Annotated in this window: 9 protein-coding genes; 4 read left to right on the top strand and 5 right to left on the bottom strand. The window is 63.0% G+C overall.

The genetic code is table 11. The annotated features are described in order from the left end of the window. Nucleotides 1–46 precede the first annotated feature (46 nt). From treY to FHT79_RS04770, 3 genes are all read right to left on the bottom strand, one after another. A complete protein-coding gene (treY, locus tag FHT79_RS04780; RefSeq protein WP_183903010.1) occupies nt 47–2,656 on the bottom strand; it encodes a malto-oligosyltrehalose synthase in 2,610 nt (869 codons plus the stop codon). Between the two features lie 103 nt (nt 2,657–2,759). After that, complete coding sequence (gene pbpC, locus FHT79_RS04775; RefSeq protein ID WP_183903009.1) at nt 2,760–4,841, bottom strand: penicillin-binding protein 1C; 2,082 nt, start codon at nt 4,839–4,841, stop codon at nt 2,760–2,762. Further along, nucleotides 4,841–10,309, bottom strand: coding sequence for an alpha-2-macroglobulin family protein (locus FHT79_RS04770; protein WP_183903008.1), 5,469 nt, complete (start codon nt 10,307–10,309; stop codon nt 4,841–4,843). Before FHT79_RS04770 ends, pbpC begins: the two co-directional genes overlap by 1 nt. 198 nt (nt 10,310–10,507) lie before the next feature. On the opposite strand from FHT79_RS04770, the gene msrA reads away from it, so the two are divergent. After that, nucleotides 10,508–11,212: a peptide-methionine (S)-S-oxide reductase MsrA gene (msrA, locus tag FHT79_RS04765; protein ID WP_097595613.1), complete on the top strand. Its 705-nt coding sequence runs from the start codon at nt 10,508–10,510 to the stop codon at nt 11,210–11,212. Between the two features lie 18 nt (nt 11,213–11,230). Here the strand turns inward: msrA and FHT79_RS04760 are convergent, their stop codons facing one another. Then, entirely contained in the window at nt 11,231–11,770 is a 540-nt protein-coding gene (locus tag FHT79_RS04760; RefSeq protein ID WP_183903007.1) for a L,D-transpeptidase family protein, read from the bottom strand. A gap of 279 nt (nt 11,771–12,049) precedes the next feature. Here FHT79_RS04760 and FHT79_RS04755 point away from each other — a divergent pair, with 279 nt between their 5' ends. Further along, on the top strand, nt 12,050–12,490 hold the full coding sequence (locus FHT79_RS04755) for a response regulator (protein WP_028756285.1): 441 nt from the start codon (nt 12,050–12,052) through the stop codon (nt 12,488–12,490). Nucleotides 12,491–12,519: 29 nt separating this feature from the next. Here the strand turns inward: FHT79_RS04755 and FHT79_RS04750 are convergent, their stop codons facing one another. Beyond that, nucleotides 12,520–13,260: a TetR/AcrR family transcriptional regulator gene (locus FHT79_RS04750; RefSeq protein ID WP_063475951.1), complete on the bottom strand. Its 741-nt coding sequence runs from the start codon at nt 13,258–13,260 to the stop codon at nt 12,520–12,522. A gap of 273 nt (nt 13,261–13,533) precedes the next feature. Here FHT79_RS04750 and FHT79_RS04745 point away from each other — a divergent pair, with 273 nt between their 5' ends. Both FHT79_RS04745 and FHT79_RS04740 read left to right on the top strand, forming a co-directional pair. Beyond that, the gene (locus tag FHT79_RS04745) at nt 13,534–14,733 is read left to right on the top strand and encodes a multidrug effflux MFS transporter (RefSeq protein WP_183844760.1); all 1,200 of its coding nucleotides are present in this window, start codon (nt 13,534–13,536) and stop codon (nt 14,731–14,733) included. A gap of 141 nt (nt 14,734–14,874) precedes the next feature. Continuing rightward, complete coding sequence (locus FHT79_RS04740) at nt 14,875–16,167, top strand: MFS transporter (protein ID WP_183903006.1); 1,293 nt, start codon at nt 14,875–14,877, stop codon at nt 16,165–16,167. Nucleotides 16,168–16,170 lie beyond the last annotated feature (3 nt).

Below are 16,170 nucleotides of genomic sequence, written 5' to 3'. Positions count from 1 at the left end.
TCAAGCGCTATTTTGACGAATGTCCAATGCGTTGGCGCTGGATGCCTCAGAATGGGGTGATCAGCCCGACCGGCTGGCTCCCGAGCAGGGCGGCGACCGAGATGCTGCCCCCGGGCTCGATCGTCTTTCCGGTCACCAGATCCGCCTTCAGCCCGTGAAGCGGGGAGGGGACAGCGATCGCCGTATCCTCCCAAAATTCCGGGCCGGCAAAGAGCACGCCAGGGTCGAGCCAGCCGAACATCAGCCGCGGCGCGGCGACGATCGCGAAATCACTCTTATGCACCCGGGCAAAGGCGAGCACATGATCGCGGCGGTTGCCCGTCACCTTCAGCGGCAGATAGTCGCCTCTGGCAAAGAGGTCCACATAGCGTTGGCGCAACTGCAGACCGATCGCGACGATGCGCTGTTTCAGCGCCGCCGCCTGCAGCTTGGCGATCGGCCCGGCTTCATCAAGCCAGGCCGCCAGCCGTTCATGATCGACCGGCCGACGGTTGTCGGGATCAACCAGGCTGAAGTCGAAACCCTCCGCACCCTGGTAGATATCGGGAATGCCGGGGGCTGTCAGCTTGAGCAGCGTCTGCGACAGGCTGTTGAGGTAACCCGCCGCGATGAAGGGCTGCAGCACCCTTTCGAAATCTTCGAGGAAGGCGTCATTCTCAGGTGAAACCAGCGCCGTGGCATAGGTCGTCACCGCCTCCTCGTAAGCGGCATTCTGTTCCGTCCAATCGCCGCGCAGTTTCGCCTCGCGCACGGCTTTGACCGCGTAGTCGGCAAGGCGTTCGCGCAGTTCTTCCGTCCGTCCTCTGTCGAAGTCTTCCGGCCAGATGCCGGCCAGCGCCTGATAGAGCATCCATTCGACATTCGGCTCCGGTGCAATGCCATCCGCCAGTTCCTGCAGCCACGGCCGGTTCATGTCGCGCCAACGCTCCACCGCCTGGGCAAAGACATCCGCGCCCTCGCTCAGCGCGTAAAGCCTGGCGCGCGCATCCTCACCGCGTTTGGTGTCGTGGGTGGCGCTCGCCGAAAGCCCATGCGGCTGCAGCCGCGCCCGCTCGGCCATGCGACGGTGGAATTCCTCCATGCCGCCGGGCGCCTTGCCCGGTTCGCCGCCCACTTCGTTTGCGGCAAGCAGCCTGTTGTAGCGATAGAACAGCGTATCCTCTGTCGCTTTCGCCATCACTGGCCCGCTCAATTGCTGGAAGCGGATCCGGAACGCATGGGCCGCATCACCTTCGATCTTGCCTTCGAGAAGCTTCAGCACATGGTCGCAGGCACTGCGATCATCGAGCTTTGGCAAAACCTGCGACGCGGTCCCGGCAAGGACCGCTGCATCCTGCCAGGAAAGCGGGCCTCCGTCGCCATAGGTGCGGTAGACGGGAAAGGCGATCAGCAGTTCGCAGAGCGCGGTGGCGATCTCGTCTCTTTTCAGCTCGGGAAAGATGCCTGCCGCGATCGACACCAGCCTGTCGGTCTCGCCGGCGAAATTGCGTTCGACCATCAGTCGCTTGGCAATCTGCCGGCTCTCTTCGAGATTGCCGGTCTCGCCGGCGAGGCTGCGATAGGCTCCGTCCAATATGCGCAGACCGCTGCCTTCGATAAACAGCTCGCTGAGCGCGGCGATGAACTCATATCCCGTGGTGCCGGCGACCGGCCAGTTCTCCGGCAGGACCTCACCGCGTCCGAGGATCTTTTCGACGACGATATAGGTGTCTGGTCCCACCGCCTCCCGCAACCTGTCGAGATAGGCCTTGGGTTCGGCCAGCCCGTCGACATGGTCGATGCGCAGGCCTTGCACCTTGCCATGGCGCACCAGCTCGATCACCAGCCGGTGCATGTCCTCGAACACCGCGGGATCTTCGACGCGGGTTCCGACCAGGCCGGTCACCTCGAAAAAACGGCGATAACTCAGATGCCGTGCCGCGTCCTTCCAGTGGGTCAGCCGCCAATGCTGTTCCTCGTGCAGGCTTCTCAGGAAATCGAGATCGGCCGAGACCTCGTCGAGCTTTTGCTGGAGGATGGCCCGATCGCCGCCTTCGAAGAGGATATCGCGCATCGTGCGGTTGAAATCCTCGCCGGACGTCTCGGCCGCAGCCTCCGCCATTCGGGTGGCGACGGGATCGTCGAGCCGGTTTGCGAGGGCGCCGTAACTCGTGGGGTTCAGCGGCAACAGCGTCTCGAAGTAACCGAGCGCGAAATTGCCATGCGTTTCGTCGAGCGCGATGCGCAGCTCGCCGCCGGCCAGAGCGCGATCGAAATCCTGACCGAGCTGTGGCAGGGTCAGCGGCTCGCTCCAGTCGATGTCGAAGTGGCTGGCATAAGCGCTCTGCCGGCCAAATGCCAATACGTCGCGCCACCAGCCGTTTTCCGGCGAGGCCGCCATGTGGTTCGGTACTATGTCGAGGATCAGTCCCATGCCGGCCGAGGCGAGACTTTCCGTCAGCCGCTCGAATCCGGCCCGGCCGCCAAGCGTCGGGTCGATTTCGTTGGCGTCTGTCACGTCATAGCCGTGGGTCGAGCCGCTGACGGCGGTAAAGATCGGCGAGGTATAGAGGTGGCTGATGCCAAGCGTCTTGAGATAGGGGACGAGGTCGCAGGCGCGATCGAAAGTCATGCCGTTGCGGAATTGGATCCGGTAGGTCGCGGTCGGAAGTGTCATGAGGCCGTCTGACGTTGGAGGGAGACCCTCTCCAACGGTTGTGCCCGGGTTTTTGTTCCCTTACAGCGCCGCGCGTCCTTTCAGACGCGCAAAGCACGATGCGTTAGTCGATGAAGACGCCCACGCTTGCGGCCCTCCCGGCCGAGTCGATGACGGTCAGTTTCGAGTAGCCGCCGCCATCGGGCAGCCATTGCTGGGTGCGCCGGCGCGAGAGGTCGGGCAGCGGCTCGCCGTTGGCAAGCCAGCGGAACGGCGCGCGGCCGCCCTGCAGCTTCAGCATCAGGGGTGACAGGTTGCCTGTTCCAGCGCCGAGATCTACATGCGCGCCCTCGGGCGGATAGATGATCTGCGGTGCTGCCTCGCGACCGGAGGCGACGAGCAGGCCATTGGCATTCAGCGCAAAACGGCGCTGGCTGATCGGCAGCTCGGACTGAGCGATGCGCATGGCGCCGGCCGGCGGGCGGGGCAGCGGCGTCGTTGCGATGCCGGACTTGGCGAAGCCCTCGAACAGGATGGGTGCTGCGGTGCCATAGCCGGTCAATCCCGGCACGGCGCTATTGTCGGGCCGTCCGACCCAGACGCCGAGCACATAGCGCCCGTCATAGCCGACCGACCAGGCGTCGCGATAGCCATAGCTCGTGCCGGTCTTGTAGGCGATGCCGCGCTGCGGCGCGCCGGCGGGCGGAATGACGCCGGAGAGAATATCGGCGACGTTCCAGACCGCGACCGGCTCCAGCAGCGGTTCGCCGTCGAGCTTGCCCGGTGCGCCGGTGACACCGTCGCCGAGCCTTGCCGGCTGGCCGCGATTGGCGAGCGCCGTATAGAGCTGCACCAGATCCTTCAATGTGATGCCGACGCCGCCAAGACCGATCGCCAGCCCCGGCGTCTCATTCGGCGGCAGCACCGGGCGCACCTCGGCGCGGCGGAAGCGCACCATCAGTCGCGACGGCCCGACCGCATCGAGCAGCTTGACCGCCGGCACGTTCAGCGAAAGCTGCAGCGCTTCGCGCACGGTGACGTCGCCCTGATAGCTCATGTCGAAATTGCGCGGCCGGTAGCCGAAGAAATCGGCGGGCCGGTCTTCGATGATCGTTTCCTGGGACACCAATCCCTGTTCGAAGGCGAGCCCATAGATGAACGGCTTCAGCGTCGAGCCCGGCGAGCGGTTGACGCGGGTCATGTCGATCCAGCCGGAGCGGCTGGCGTCGAAATAATCGGCCGAGCCGACCTCCCCGACGATCACGCCGGTTTGCGCATCCGCCATCACCATGGCGAGCGACAGCTTCGGCCCGAGCTTCATGGCCGCTGCCCGCGCAACCGATTCCAGCCCCTGCTGCACCTGCTTCTTCAAGGTCGTCTGATGCTTGAGGACATCAGGCTCCTTGCGCAGCGCGGCTTCAGCGACATGGGCGGCAAGTGCGGGCAATTGCATGCGCCGCGGTGGGACCGCGACACCCTCGGCACGCTCCGCTTCGCCATCGCCCACGGCTTCCGCCACCGCCACACGGTCAAGCACACGCTTGCGCGCAGCCTCGGCTGCCTTGAGATTGCGGTCCGGCCGGCGCCGTTCCGGCAATTGCGGCAGGGCGACGAGCAAAGCCGCCTCTGCGACCGTGAGGCGGCGCGGTTCCTTGCCGAAATAGGCAAGGCTTGCGGCGCGCACACCTTCCAGATTGCCGCCATAAGGCGCATGCGTGAGGTAGAGATCGAGGATCTGTTCTTTCGACAGCCGCCGCTCGATCTGCACGGCGCGCACCAATTGCAGGAGCTTTGTCGAAAGCGAACGCCCTTCGCGCGGCTCGATCAGCCGCGCCACCTGCATCGACAGGGTCGAGGCGCCGGAAACGATGCGGCCATTGCCGACCAATTGCATGGCGGCACGCCCGAGCGCCCAGGGATCGACGCCGCCGTGATCATAAAAACGCTGGTCCTCATAGGCGATCAGCATGCGCAGGAATTGCGGATCGACGTCGGAGACCGCCGTCTTCAGCCGCCAGCGGCCTTCTGAGGTCGCGAAGGCGCGCAGCAATTGCCCGTCGGCATCCAGCACCTCGGCGGAGACGGCATTCGCCCTGTCCAATGGCGGCGGATAGGCCTTGTCGGCAGCGTCGAGCGCAAAGAGAGCCGCGCCGGCAAAAGCAATGCCGGCCGCGGATCCGATCGCGATCTTGTGCCACCGCTTCATTATTGCGCTGCCACGACCTCCATCTTGCCGGTCGCCGTGCGGGCCGAAAGCTCCGGCCGGTACATGTCCTCGACGCTTGCCGCCGGATGGTCGTAGGTGCCGGGGGTAACGGCGCGCACGACATAGGCGACGTTGAATTCGCGATTGTCGCCTGCTGCGCGGTTGAAGGCTGCAACGAAGCGGTCATAGCGGAATTCGGTATGGGCGGCCGAGATCTCGCCGATCCAATCGAAATTCGTCATCTGGGCACTGTCGACGAGATTCGGATTGTCGATCTCGAAACCGGCGGGCAGGAGATCGGTGATGACGATGCGCGACGGCCAGTCATTGGTTTCGCGCACATGGATGACGACGACGTAGCGTTCGTTCTGCTTCGCCTCGCTGACATTCGCCTCTTCGCCGTCGAGCGTGTAGTAGCTGCGCTCGATGATGAAGCCGTCGCCACCGGCCGGCAGCGGCACTGTGGGGGCGGCAACGGTGGTGACTGCAGCCGAAACCGTGTCGTTCGTCTGGTTGGTCAGCGTCAGCGGATGGTCGGCGAGCGCATCGCCGGTCATGCGGGCCATGTAGGCGCCGGTATGCGGCGCGCCATTGACATCGACCTTCAGTCCATCGTCACCGCCCTGAATGGCGCGCGCGGCAAGCAGCATCCAGGTTTCTTCCTGCGTGCTCTTATATTTGCTGCGCCCCCATTCCTTGCCGACGGCCTTGGCGAGTTCCGGGATGACAGGCGGCACCGGCCGGCTTTCGGCGGCGAGCGCCAGGATCGCAGCACCATCGCGCAGGATCGTGCCGTAGTCGGTGCGCGACAGGTTCACGCGCGACACCATCGATTGCTCCGACATCTGCAGCGCGTCGAGGAAGATATTCTTCGAACGCTGCGCATCGCCATAGAGGGCCAGTGCCGCAGCGATATGCGCCTTGGCGAGCGGCGTCGGGAAGTCGTTGATCATCGTATCGGCATAGTAGCGCAGATCGCTGATCGCGGCCTTCTTGTTGCGGGCAAGGACGTAGATGGCATAGGCGATCTGATCGCCCTGGCCCTTGATGTCGGTGGTGTAGGACAGAGTGTTCTGCAGGTTTTCCAGCGCCTGCACGAAGGCCCTTTCCGGCACGTCATATTTCATTTCACGGGCCCGCGTCAGGAAATCGGTGACGTAGGAATCGAGCCAGACGTCGCCCGAATCCGGTCCCCAGAGGCCGAAGCTACCGGCCGAGGCCTGGTAGGAGAGCACGCGGTAGATCGCGTCCTGCACGCGCTGGTGCACGTCCTCGTCATTTGCCGTGCCGGCCTGCTTTGCCACTTCGGCGAGGTAGAGCAGCGGCAGCGCCCGGCTGGTGGTCTGCTCGGCGCAGCCGAAGGGATAGCGGTCGAGCGTCATCAGCAAGGCCGGGATATCGAAGGCGGCCGAACGTGTGACGTTGACGCTGATCGAGGCGCCGGGCAGCACGCTATCGGCCAGCAGGTTCTTGTCGACGGTGAGCTTTGCTCCCGGCTTCAGCGCCAGCACCCGCCGTTCGGTGATCGGCAGCGATGCAGGGCGCACCGGCACGTCGACGGTTTGGTCGAGCGACAGGCCGGAAGCATCGGAAAGGTTGATCGAGACGCTGCCGGCGCCTGGCTGTTTGCCGACGAGCGAAAGCGTCAACTCGGATTTCGCTCCGGCCTCGAGGCGGATCGTCTGCGCGGCGGAAGCCTGTTCGATGCCGACGGCATCATTGCCGGTCAGCTGCAGCTTGTAATCGCCGGCCGGCGCGTCGGTGTTGGCGATGTCGAGGCGCAGATTGGCCTTGTCGCCGGGGGCGAGGAATTTCGGCAGGCTTGCGGTCACCACGACAGGGTCGCGGATGATGACATCCTTGACGCCGTGGCCGACACCTGATTTCGACCAGGCGACCGCCATGACGCGCGCCGTGCCGTTGAATTGCGGAATGTCGAAGGAGACATGGGCCTTGCCTTCGGCGTCGAGCTTCACCGGCCCGGAGAAGAAGGCGACGAGCTTCTGCGTCGGCGGGCTTGCCTGCAGCGCCACGGCGCCGCCGTCACCACCGGTCCTGAGCTTGCCGGTCGCACCGAGCGAGCCGTCGATCAGCCGGCCATAGAGGTCGCGGATTTCAAGGCCGAGTTGGCGCTGGCCGAAATACCAGTCTTCCGGGTTCGGCGGTTCGTAGCGCGTCAGGTTGAGAATGCCGACATCGACGGCGGCAACCGTCACATAGGCGTCCTCGTTGGCGCCGGCGCCCGTCACCTGCAGGCCGATATCGAGCGGCCCGCGCGGTAGCATTTTTTCGGGTGTTGCGAGCGTTACCTGCAGCGCACGCTGTTCGAGATCGACCTTCAGCCATTTGATGCCGATCGAGCGCATCGGCATATGGCTGTCCTGGGCATCGCCGGGACGGAAGAGCGTGGCTGTGACATAAGCGCCGGCACCCCAGTCTGCTGTGACGGGGATGTCGACCTCGCCGCCGGTATCGCCGATCGCAGCGTTCTGCACGGCGACCAGCTTTTCGGTGCCGGCCGTCACCATCAGCTCGCCGCCATAACGCGAGGTGACTTTCAGCTTGGCGGTCTCGCCGATCTTGTAGCTGTCCTTGTCGAGCGCGATTTCCAGCCCGTCGGGCGTTTCGGTCGAGGTCGAGGTGACGAACCAGCCGGCGTCGAATTCGACGCTGGAGGTCGGGCCGTCGGCATCCGGGCTTTCCACTTCGAGGCGATATCGGCCCCAGGTCACCGGAACGGAAATCTTGCCGCCATCCATCGTCGCGTCGACGCTGCCGTTGGAAACCTGCTCGGCGGTGTAGACCGGCTCGTATTTCCACGCCGTTCCCTCGCGATACCATTGGTATTCGCGATTGAGGCTGTAGAATTTCCAGCGGAGGCTCTTCGCCTCCTGCTTCTGCCCGGCGGCATCGACGCCGATCACCGTGAAGTTGGCGATCGAGTTCTCCGGCAGGTCGCCGGAAAATTCCGGCTTGATGCCGATCGACGCCCGCTCGTTTTTCACCGGAATGCTCAGAGAACGCTCGATGGCGCGGCCGCCCGCTTCCTGCATTCTCACATAGACAGTGGCATTGAGCAGCTGCGTCGTGGCCGGCAGGTCGCTGATGGTCAGGTCCGTCGAGGCTTCGCCGTTCTCGTCGAGTTCCGGCAGGCCATCGATCGGCAGGCGCGAATCCTCGCTCGCCTCTTCGTCGGCGAGGCCGAACAGAAAGCCCTTAAAGACAGCACTCTCACGCGTCGGCTTTACGACGACATCGCCTTCGAGCGTCAGCCCGGCGGCCGGGGCGCCGTAGAGATATTTGCCCGAAACGGTGATCGTCGCCGGCGTGTCCGGACCGACTTCCTTGGCCTCGGTCTTGATCTCCATGTCGGTGCGATCGGGGACGAAATCGTCGACCAGGAAACTCTTGCTCGCGATCGCGCTGCCCTTGGGATCGGTATAGATGTTCATCGTCCAGGTGCCGCGCATGGCGGTTTCCTGGGTCGGGAAATCGATGGAATAACCGCCGAGATTGCTGGTCTGGCTGACGATCCGCCGGTCTTCGACGCCATCCGGACGGCTGAAGATGAAGGTGAGCGGCAGGTTCTCGATGGCGTTGCCGTCGGTGTCGCGGGCGAGCGCCTGGGCATGCACCGTTTCGCCGGCGCGGTAGATGCCGCGTTCGGTGAAGGTCAGCACGTCGATCGCGCCGGGGGCGGCGCGGCCCGTCACGCCGCGGTCGGAAAGGTCGAAGCCGGCGCGCGTCATGTCGAGGAAGACGTAGTCCGAGGTCCCGTTCCGGGCGGTGATGACGGCGGGCGTCAGTGCCGCCGTGCCGCGGATCAGGCCGGCGGTGAAGGTGGCGCGGCCGTTTTCGTCGGTCGTCGCGGTGCCGAGCACCTCATTGTTCTTGGCAAGCAGCTGCAGCTCGACGCCTGCGATCGGCTTTGCCGAGGCGAGCGAGCGGGTGAAGACGTTGAGTCCGTCGGTGCCGGCATAGGTGGTGATGCCGATATCGGAGACCAGGAACCATTGCGTCGCCTGCGAATCCCACTCCTGCGCCGGGGCGTTGGCCGCCGTTGCGGTCATCACGTAGATGCCGGGCTTGCGCTCTGGCAGCGCCTCGTCGACCGGGAAACTGGTGACGATGTCCTTGTTGAGCTCGTTGGCGATGTCGATCGAGCCCTGCCAGACGAGTTCGCCGCTCTGGTCCTGGATGTTCTGGGCGCTGTAGCCATCGAGCTGGCTCAGGAACTGCGAATTGGTCAGCAGCGGCGCGATGGCGCGATCGCCGATGCGGTAGAGTTTCAAGTTGGCCGAGGTCATATTGACCGAGACGATCGGGATGCCGCGGCGCGCCGTCGAGGGCAGCACGAAGCTGTCGCCGGTGAAACGCACCATCTGGCTGCGGTCCTTGATATAGACGTCGATGCTGACGGGTGCTTCGAGCGCCTCGTCGACGGAGGACGGCAGGCCGGTGCGGAAAGCGATCTTGTAGGTCTCGCCATGCGTCAGCCCCTCGACGCAGATCTGCTTGTCCTTGGTTTCCAGCGCCTTGGGAGCTGCCCCGTTCAGCGTCACGAAGGGCGTGTAGTCGGTGGTCTTGACCAGCGCCTCGGAGAAGGTGACGCAGGCGCGCGGCGTGGCGCTGTCGGCATCGACGGTGTGTTCGGTGATGCGGAAGCCCTGCGTCGATTTCAGCTGCAGGTAGGCAGTCTGAACATCGTCGGAGGCAACCAGCGCCAGGCTCGCCTTGTAGGCGTCGAGCGCCGGGCGGTAATTGGCGTTGCGGTCCAGGGCGTCGGCGAGGACGGCGAGCGCCTCGGCGCGCTTGGTCTTGGTGCGCGTCAGCTCGTAGCCGTTCAGCGCGTCGAGCACGGCCTGTCCTGATGTGTTGGTCTCGGCGTTGCCGAGCGAAGCGGCGGCGCGGGCGGTTTCGAGCCAGAGATCGGCGTCGTCAGGGGTGATCGACAGCGCGCCATGGAAGGACTTCAGCGCCTCGGCCAGATTATTGGCGGTGAGGTCGATGCGGGCGTTGGCCGTCAGGCTGTCGACGCCCTGGCCCTGCTGGTCGTCGGCAAGCGCCAGATTGTCCTTGAAGTCGTGGGCCTGTTGGATGAGGTCGTTGGTTAGGAAGGTCAGGCGCGGTGCGGCGCCGATTTCGGGCTCCTGCTTGCCTGATGTTTCGACGATCTTGCCGGCGATCGCGCCGGGGAAAGCATTCATCGTCTTGAAATCGGATTTCAGGAAACACCATTTCACCTTGGGATTGTAGGTGAAGGCCTTGCAGCTCTTGTCGCCGATGCAGGAGGTCTTGCACTGATCGAGCGAGACATTCTGCTCGGTGCGAAGATCGAAACCGAAGAAATCGGCGTCCTTGATCGTCTGGATGTCGCGCTTGGTGTCCGCAGCGGCGGCGGGAAGGCTGACGGCGATCGTGGAAAAAAATGCGATTGTCGCGAATGCAAAGAACGAGCGCACGGACATAGGTTCCCCCCGGAAATGCAGGCTCTGATCGGCGGCACTCTCCTCACTCCTCGCGGGATTGTCAACTCAAGTTGAGCGCTGTTTCATGTTCGCACAGGGGCTTTCGTCCAGCTGTCACATCGGCGTGAGTGACCGGCTTGTGATTTGCGGGTTTTGCAAGGATGCGCAAGAATTTGGGCTGTCGCAGGAGGTAGCGCAATGTCCACGTCTTCCCATCGCCGGCGCCTTGCCGCGTTCCTTGCCGCTGCCGTCGTGTCGCTCAGTGCGTGTGGCGTAGCGGCGGCCGAGGAGGCGGTCGTCATCCCGCCGCCAGCCATTGACCAGGCCGCCGGATCCGGCACCGAGACGGCCATTTTCGCCGGCGGCTGTTTCTGGGGCGTCCAGGGCGTCTTCCAGCATGTGAAGGGCGTTAAGAGCGCCGTCTCCGGCTATGCCGGCGGCGATGCCAAAACGGCGCAATATGAAACCGTGAGCACCGGCGCGACGGGTCACGCCGAATCCGTTCAGGTCAAGTTCGATCCGAATCAGGTGAGTTACGGCAAGTTGCTACAGATCTTCTTCTCGGTGGCGCACAACCCGACGCAGCTGAATTTCCAGGGTCCGGATCGGGGAACGCAATACCGCTCGGCGCTGTTCGTCTCCGATCCCGAGCAGCGCAAGGTCGCCGAGAGCTATATCGAGCAGCTAGACAAGGCGCATGTCTTCGCCCAGCCGATCGTCACCAAGGTGTCCGAAGCCACCGGCTTCTATCCCGCCGAAGCCTATCATCAGGATTTCCTGACGCTCAATCCGACCTATCCCTATATCGTCTATAACGACCTGCCGAAAATCGAGAACCTGAAGTCGCTGTTTCCCGCCGACTATCGCAGCCAGCCGGTCCTCGTCCTGAAGGCCAAGGGCTGAAAAGGCCGTGGCAACAGTTCAGGGCATAATCTCGATGGGCGTATGGTCGGGTACGCGAGCCCAGATATCGCGCATCTCCGCGTTGGTGACCGCAATGCACCCATCCGTCCAATCCCACAGTTGATGGATGTTTCCGAACAGGCCCCAGCCATTGGGAAGGCCGTGGATCATGATCGCGCCACCGGGAGGGAAGCCGCCGGATTGAGCGTTGCGCTGGTCATCAGGATTTGGATAGGAAATGTGCAGGCTGAGATGCGCCATGGACTTGGGATTTCGCCAGTCTATCTCATACCGTCCTTCGGGTGTTTTCTCGTCACCTTCTCGCTGCTTGGGACCCTCGTCGGCAGCCCACCCAAGAGAAATCCGGTATGTCGAGAGGGCGGCATCGCCTCTGAGAAGGACCATGCGGCGTTCGGATTTATAAACGCGAATGAGGTCAGCCCGTTGCTCGAAAGGCGCATCCGCAGGCGGCGAGCTTGAACCGACCCCGGCCATCAATTTGGTGTAAGCGAACAAGCCGATGATCACGGCGGCCAGAACGATAAATGTGTTTCTCAATATGATTCTCGTTTGAGGTAACGCAAGGTTATACCGTCTTATCGCGCCTTCAGCCATAAGATGTAGCCTCGAGCTTGAGCGCGATCCGGCTCCGCCTTCTTCTCCATCTCCTTGTTATTAAGAATTTATCAACGTTAACAATATCTTAAATATGGCAAATCGCGTTCCACCGCGGAACATATCTTCGAGTTGCCCGTTACCGCCATGAGTTTCGCTTGAAGGACAGGCTGGCGGAGCGGATCCCTCTTTCGAAGTATAGGCGTAACAAGGGGACGTATCATGGCCACCAATGTCGTGCGGCGCTGGCAACGAGATGATCTGATGAAACAGAGAGTATTGATCGTCGAAGATGAATTCCTGATTGCGCTCGATCTCGAGGCGACGGTGGAAGGCATGGGGATGCAGGTCGCCGGCCTTGCCAATGATTGCGAACAGGCGTTACGGCTGGCGCCGCTTGCCGATATCGCTTTCGTCGACGTCAATCTCGCCGACGGCCCGACCGGGCCTGAGATCGGCCGGCGGCTGGCGCAAGAGCATGGCATCGCGGTCGTCTTCATGACCGGCAATCCAGAAATCGTCGCCGATGGGGTCAAGGGTGCGGTCGGCGTGGTCCAGAAGCCGGTCATGCCTTCGGTTGTCGAACAGCTGGTGAAATATCTTGCCGCGCGCCGCGTCGGCATGTTCGCGGTCGTGCCTTCGCAGATGACGGTCTTTGCCTGATCAGAGGGCCCCGATCAGAGGAGGCCTGATCAGCCTGAGATGGCTGCGAGTTGCGGCTGCTGGCCGGCCTTTTCGGCCACCGGCCTGCCATAGGCCTTGAGAAAAGTACGGACGGCGTTGCGCGCCGCCTTTTCCAGCTCTTCATCGGTGGGTGTGGCGCCGAGAAGGATCATCATTTGCAGGTCGGCATTGCCGAGCGCGACGAACTGCCGGGCGGCGACGTCGAAATCGTCGATGACGAGCGTTCCCTTGTGGGCAAGCCGCGCGAACAGTGCGGAAAGGGCAGTGATCAGCTTGCCCGGCCCCTGCTGGCGCCAGCTTTCGAAGAGGTGCGGATACCGCTCGCCTTCGGTCTGCACCAGCTTGCGCAAGAATTTTCCATCGTGGTTGCAGATGCAGTTCTTATTGAGGCGCACGGCGAAAGCCGTCAGTTCACCCTCAAGATCGTCGGCGTTGTCCGGGAAAGATGACAGCACCGAGAAGAGCATGGCGTTGGCGCGGTTCATGACGTCTTCGACGACGGCGACGAACAGCGTTTCCTTCTCGCGATAGTGATTGTAGATCGTTTGGCGGGATACGCAGGCGACTGCGGCGATCTCGTCGATGCTGGCGCCGGCAAAACCCTGGCGGCAGAAGACGTCGGCGGCGGCATCGAGGATCGACATGCGCTTGGCGCATTGGCCGCGCTGCGTATGCCCTCCAATCCGGGCTGCCGGTGTCATGCGATCTTTCATGAGAGCGAAGATAAGACGTCTTGACGTTTTAGACAATGGCGTCTAATTTTACATCCGTGTCCAAATTTGTTGACACTCTTGGTTTGCCGCTGGAGATATGAGCTCCCAACTTCGTCTTCGCGCGAACGATCATCATTGAACCCTAGCGCATCGGCCCGAAAATCGGTTCGATTTTCGGAAAGCACGATGCGTAAATTCAAAGATTAGAGCGTCCCTTTGTGCGTCCGAGAGGACGCATGGCGCTCTAAGAGCAAAGTCGCGGAGCGACGATCCGGTACCTCCGCTGCGCTTTTAAGAAAGATCACCATTATGACGGCTTCCTTCTTTCGCATTGCCCTCATTCTCGGCCTTTTGTCGGCCATCGGGCCTTTCGCCATCGACATGTATCTGCCTGCGCTGCCCTCCATCGGCCAGGATCTGCATGCCGATAACAACGTCACCCAGCTCACCCTTCTCGCCTTCTTCATCTCCTTTGCGCTCGCCCAGCTCGTCTACGGTCCGCTGTCGGATATGTGGGGCCGCAAGCTGCCGCTCTATCTCGGTATTGGCCTCTTCGCCGTCGCTTCGATCGGCTGTGCGCTGGCCACCGATATCGAAACGCTGATCGCCTTCCGCTTCGTTCAGGGGATCGGCGGAGCCGCCGGCATGGTCATTCCGCGCGCTATCGTCCGCGACATGCACACCGGCGTGCAGGCCGCCCGCCTGATGTCGCTGCTGATGTTGGTCTTCTCGATCTCGCCGATCCTGGCGCCGTTGACGGGCAGCGCCGTCATCGAATTCTACGGCTGGCGCGGCGTGTTCTGGGCAGTGACGATCGCCGCCTTCATCGGCCTTGTCCTGCTCGCCACCCAGCTCGAGGAAACCCGCTCCGTCAACGAGCGCAGCGGCAGCGGTCTGAAGAGCGCTATGGCCGCCTATCGGCTGCTGCTCACCGACCGCAACTTCCTGACCCTGACCTTCATCGGTGGCCTCGGCATTTCGAGCTTCCTCGTCTATCTCGCCAACTCGCCCTTCGTGCTGATCCAGCATTATGGGCTGACGCCGACGCAATACAGTTTCGCTTTCTCGATCAACGCCGTGTCCTTCTTCGCGGTATCGCAGGCGACGGGCTGGCTCGGCGAGCGGTTCGGCCTCATGCGCGTCATGCGGATTGCAGTCAGCGCCTTTGCCCTTGCCATGGTCGTCATGGCGGTGGTGATGGCCGCCGGCTTCAACCAGCTGCCTGTGATGGCGACCTTCCTGTTCATCGGCTACGGTTTCCTCGGCCTCGTCATTCCGACGAGCGCGGTGCTCGCCCTCGAGGATCACGGCGAGATCGCCGGCACGGCCTCGTCGCTGATGGGCACGCTGCATTTCGTGATCGCCGCCGTCGCCATGGTCATATCGAGCGTCTTCTTCGACGGCACCGCCGTTCCGATGGCCGCCGGTATCGCGCTCTGCGCCTTCTCGGCCTTCGTGCTGACCCAGGCAACGATCGGCCGCCGCTCCGCCGTTGCCGCGGCCGAATGATCGACGACAGGCCGCACCCGGTCTCCCGGGTGCGGCCACATGACTGGTCGCACTTGGGTGAGAAAATGCAACGCGCAATTGATTATCATCTGACCGCTCTATCTACGCCGTGACGAAGCACTGTCATTTCGGAGGATACGCATGGTCGACGAGAAGCGGCTGATCTCGAAAATCACCTGGAAGCTGATGCCCTTTCTCGGCATCCTCTATCTCATCGCCTATATCGACCGGCAGAATGTCAGCTTCGCCAAGCTGCAGATGGTCGATGCGCTTGATATAAGCGAATATGCCTATGGCCTCGGCGCTTCGCTGTTCTTCATCGGTTATTTCCTCTTCGAGGTGCCGAGCAATCTCTTCCTCGACCGGCTCGGCGCCCGCGTCTGGTTTGCGCGCATCCTGGTCTCCTGGGGCCTCGTCACGGTCGCGCTCGCCTTCACGCAGAACGCAACGATGTTCTACATCCTGCGCTTCCTGCTCGGTGTCTGCGAAGCCGGATTCTTTCCCGGCGTCCTCTATCTGCTGACGCTCTGGTTTCCCTCGGCCTATCGCGGCAGGATGGTCGGGTTGTTCATGATCTTCAGCGCGATCGCCAATGCCGTCGGCGCGCCGCTCGGCGGTATGCTGCTCGATCTCGACGGTCTCTACGGCTTTGCCGGCTGGGAGTGGGTCTTCCTCGCGACGGGCGTTCCGGCCGTCATCGCCGGCATCGTCACCTTCTTCTATCTTCCCGGCCGGCCCGAAAGCGCAAGCTTCCTCAGCGGTGAGGAGAAGGCCTGGCTCGAACGCAGGCTTGCCTCGGAAAATGCCGGCATGGGCGAGAATGCCTCAAACGGCTTCAAGGCGCTCATCGACCCGCGCGTGCTGCTGATGGCGCTCTGCTATATCGCCTTTCCGCTTTCGGCCTATGGGCTCAGCTATTGGCTGCCGACCGTCGTCCAGGCCTTCGGCGTCAGCAACACGGTGAACGGTTTCCTCAACATCATTCCCTGGGTGCTGGTTGCAGTCGCGCTTTATGCCGTTCCCGCCATGGCCGACAAGGCGCCATCGAAGACGCCCTATATTGTCATTCCCGCTTTCATCGGCGCTGCCTGCCTGCTGCTCTCGGCGCTGATCCCGAACCACGCTTTGCAATTCGCCTTCCTCTGCGTCGCCGCTGCCGGCATCTTCGCACCCCAGCCTGTCTTCTGGAGCCTGCCCTCCCGTTTCCTCAAGGGGGCGGGTGCTGCAGCGGGCCTTGCCGCCATCAATTCGGTCGGAAATCTCGGCGGCTTCGTCGCCCAGAACGTCGTGCCCTGGATCAAGGAAGCAAGCGGCAGCACGATCGCGCCGATGTTCTTCCTGGCCGCCTGCCTGGCTGCCGGCGCCCTGCTGGTCTTCGTCGTCACGCATCAGCTGTCGCAACGGGAGCATGCGGCGGCGGCGAGCCGGGTCTGAGAA

This window comes from Rhizobium sp. BK212 (assembly GCF_014197475.1).
GTDB classification, from domain to species: domain Bacteria; phylum Pseudomonadota; class Alphaproteobacteria; order Rhizobiales; family Rhizobiaceae; genus Rhizobium; species Rhizobium anhuiense.
This window is presented reverse-complemented; position numbering and strand designations above follow the sequence as displayed.

What these genes read in the sequence shown, in the direction of transcription:
- treY (WP_183903010.1), bottom strand. Translation starts at nt 2,656, where the DNA reads ATGACACTTCCGACCGCGACCTACCGGATCCAATTCCGCAACGGCATG.
- pbpC (WP_183903009.1), bottom strand. Translation starts at nt 4,841, where the DNA reads ATGAAGCGGTGGCACAAGATCGCGATCGGATCCGCGGCCGGCATTGCT.
- FHT79_RS04770 (WP_183903008.1), bottom strand. Translation starts at nt 10,309, where the DNA reads ATGTCCGTGCGCTCGTTCTTTGCATTCGCGACAATCGCATTTTTTTCC.
- msrA (WP_097595613.1), top strand. Translation starts at nt 10,508, where the DNA reads ATGTCCACGTCTTCCCATCGCCGGCGCCTTGCCGCGTTCCTTGCCGCT.
- FHT79_RS04755 (WP_028756285.1), top strand. Translation starts at nt 12,050, where the DNA reads ATGGCCACCAATGTCGTGCGGCGCTGGCAACGAGATGATCTGATGAAA.
- FHT79_RS04745 (WP_183844760.1), top strand. Translation starts at nt 13,534, where the DNA reads ATGACGGCTTCCTTCTTTCGCATTGCCCTCATTCTCGGCCTTTTGTCG.
- FHT79_RS04740 (WP_183903006.1), top strand. Translation starts at nt 14,875, where the DNA reads ATGGTCGACGAGAAGCGGCTGATCTCGAAAATCACCTGGAAGCTGATG.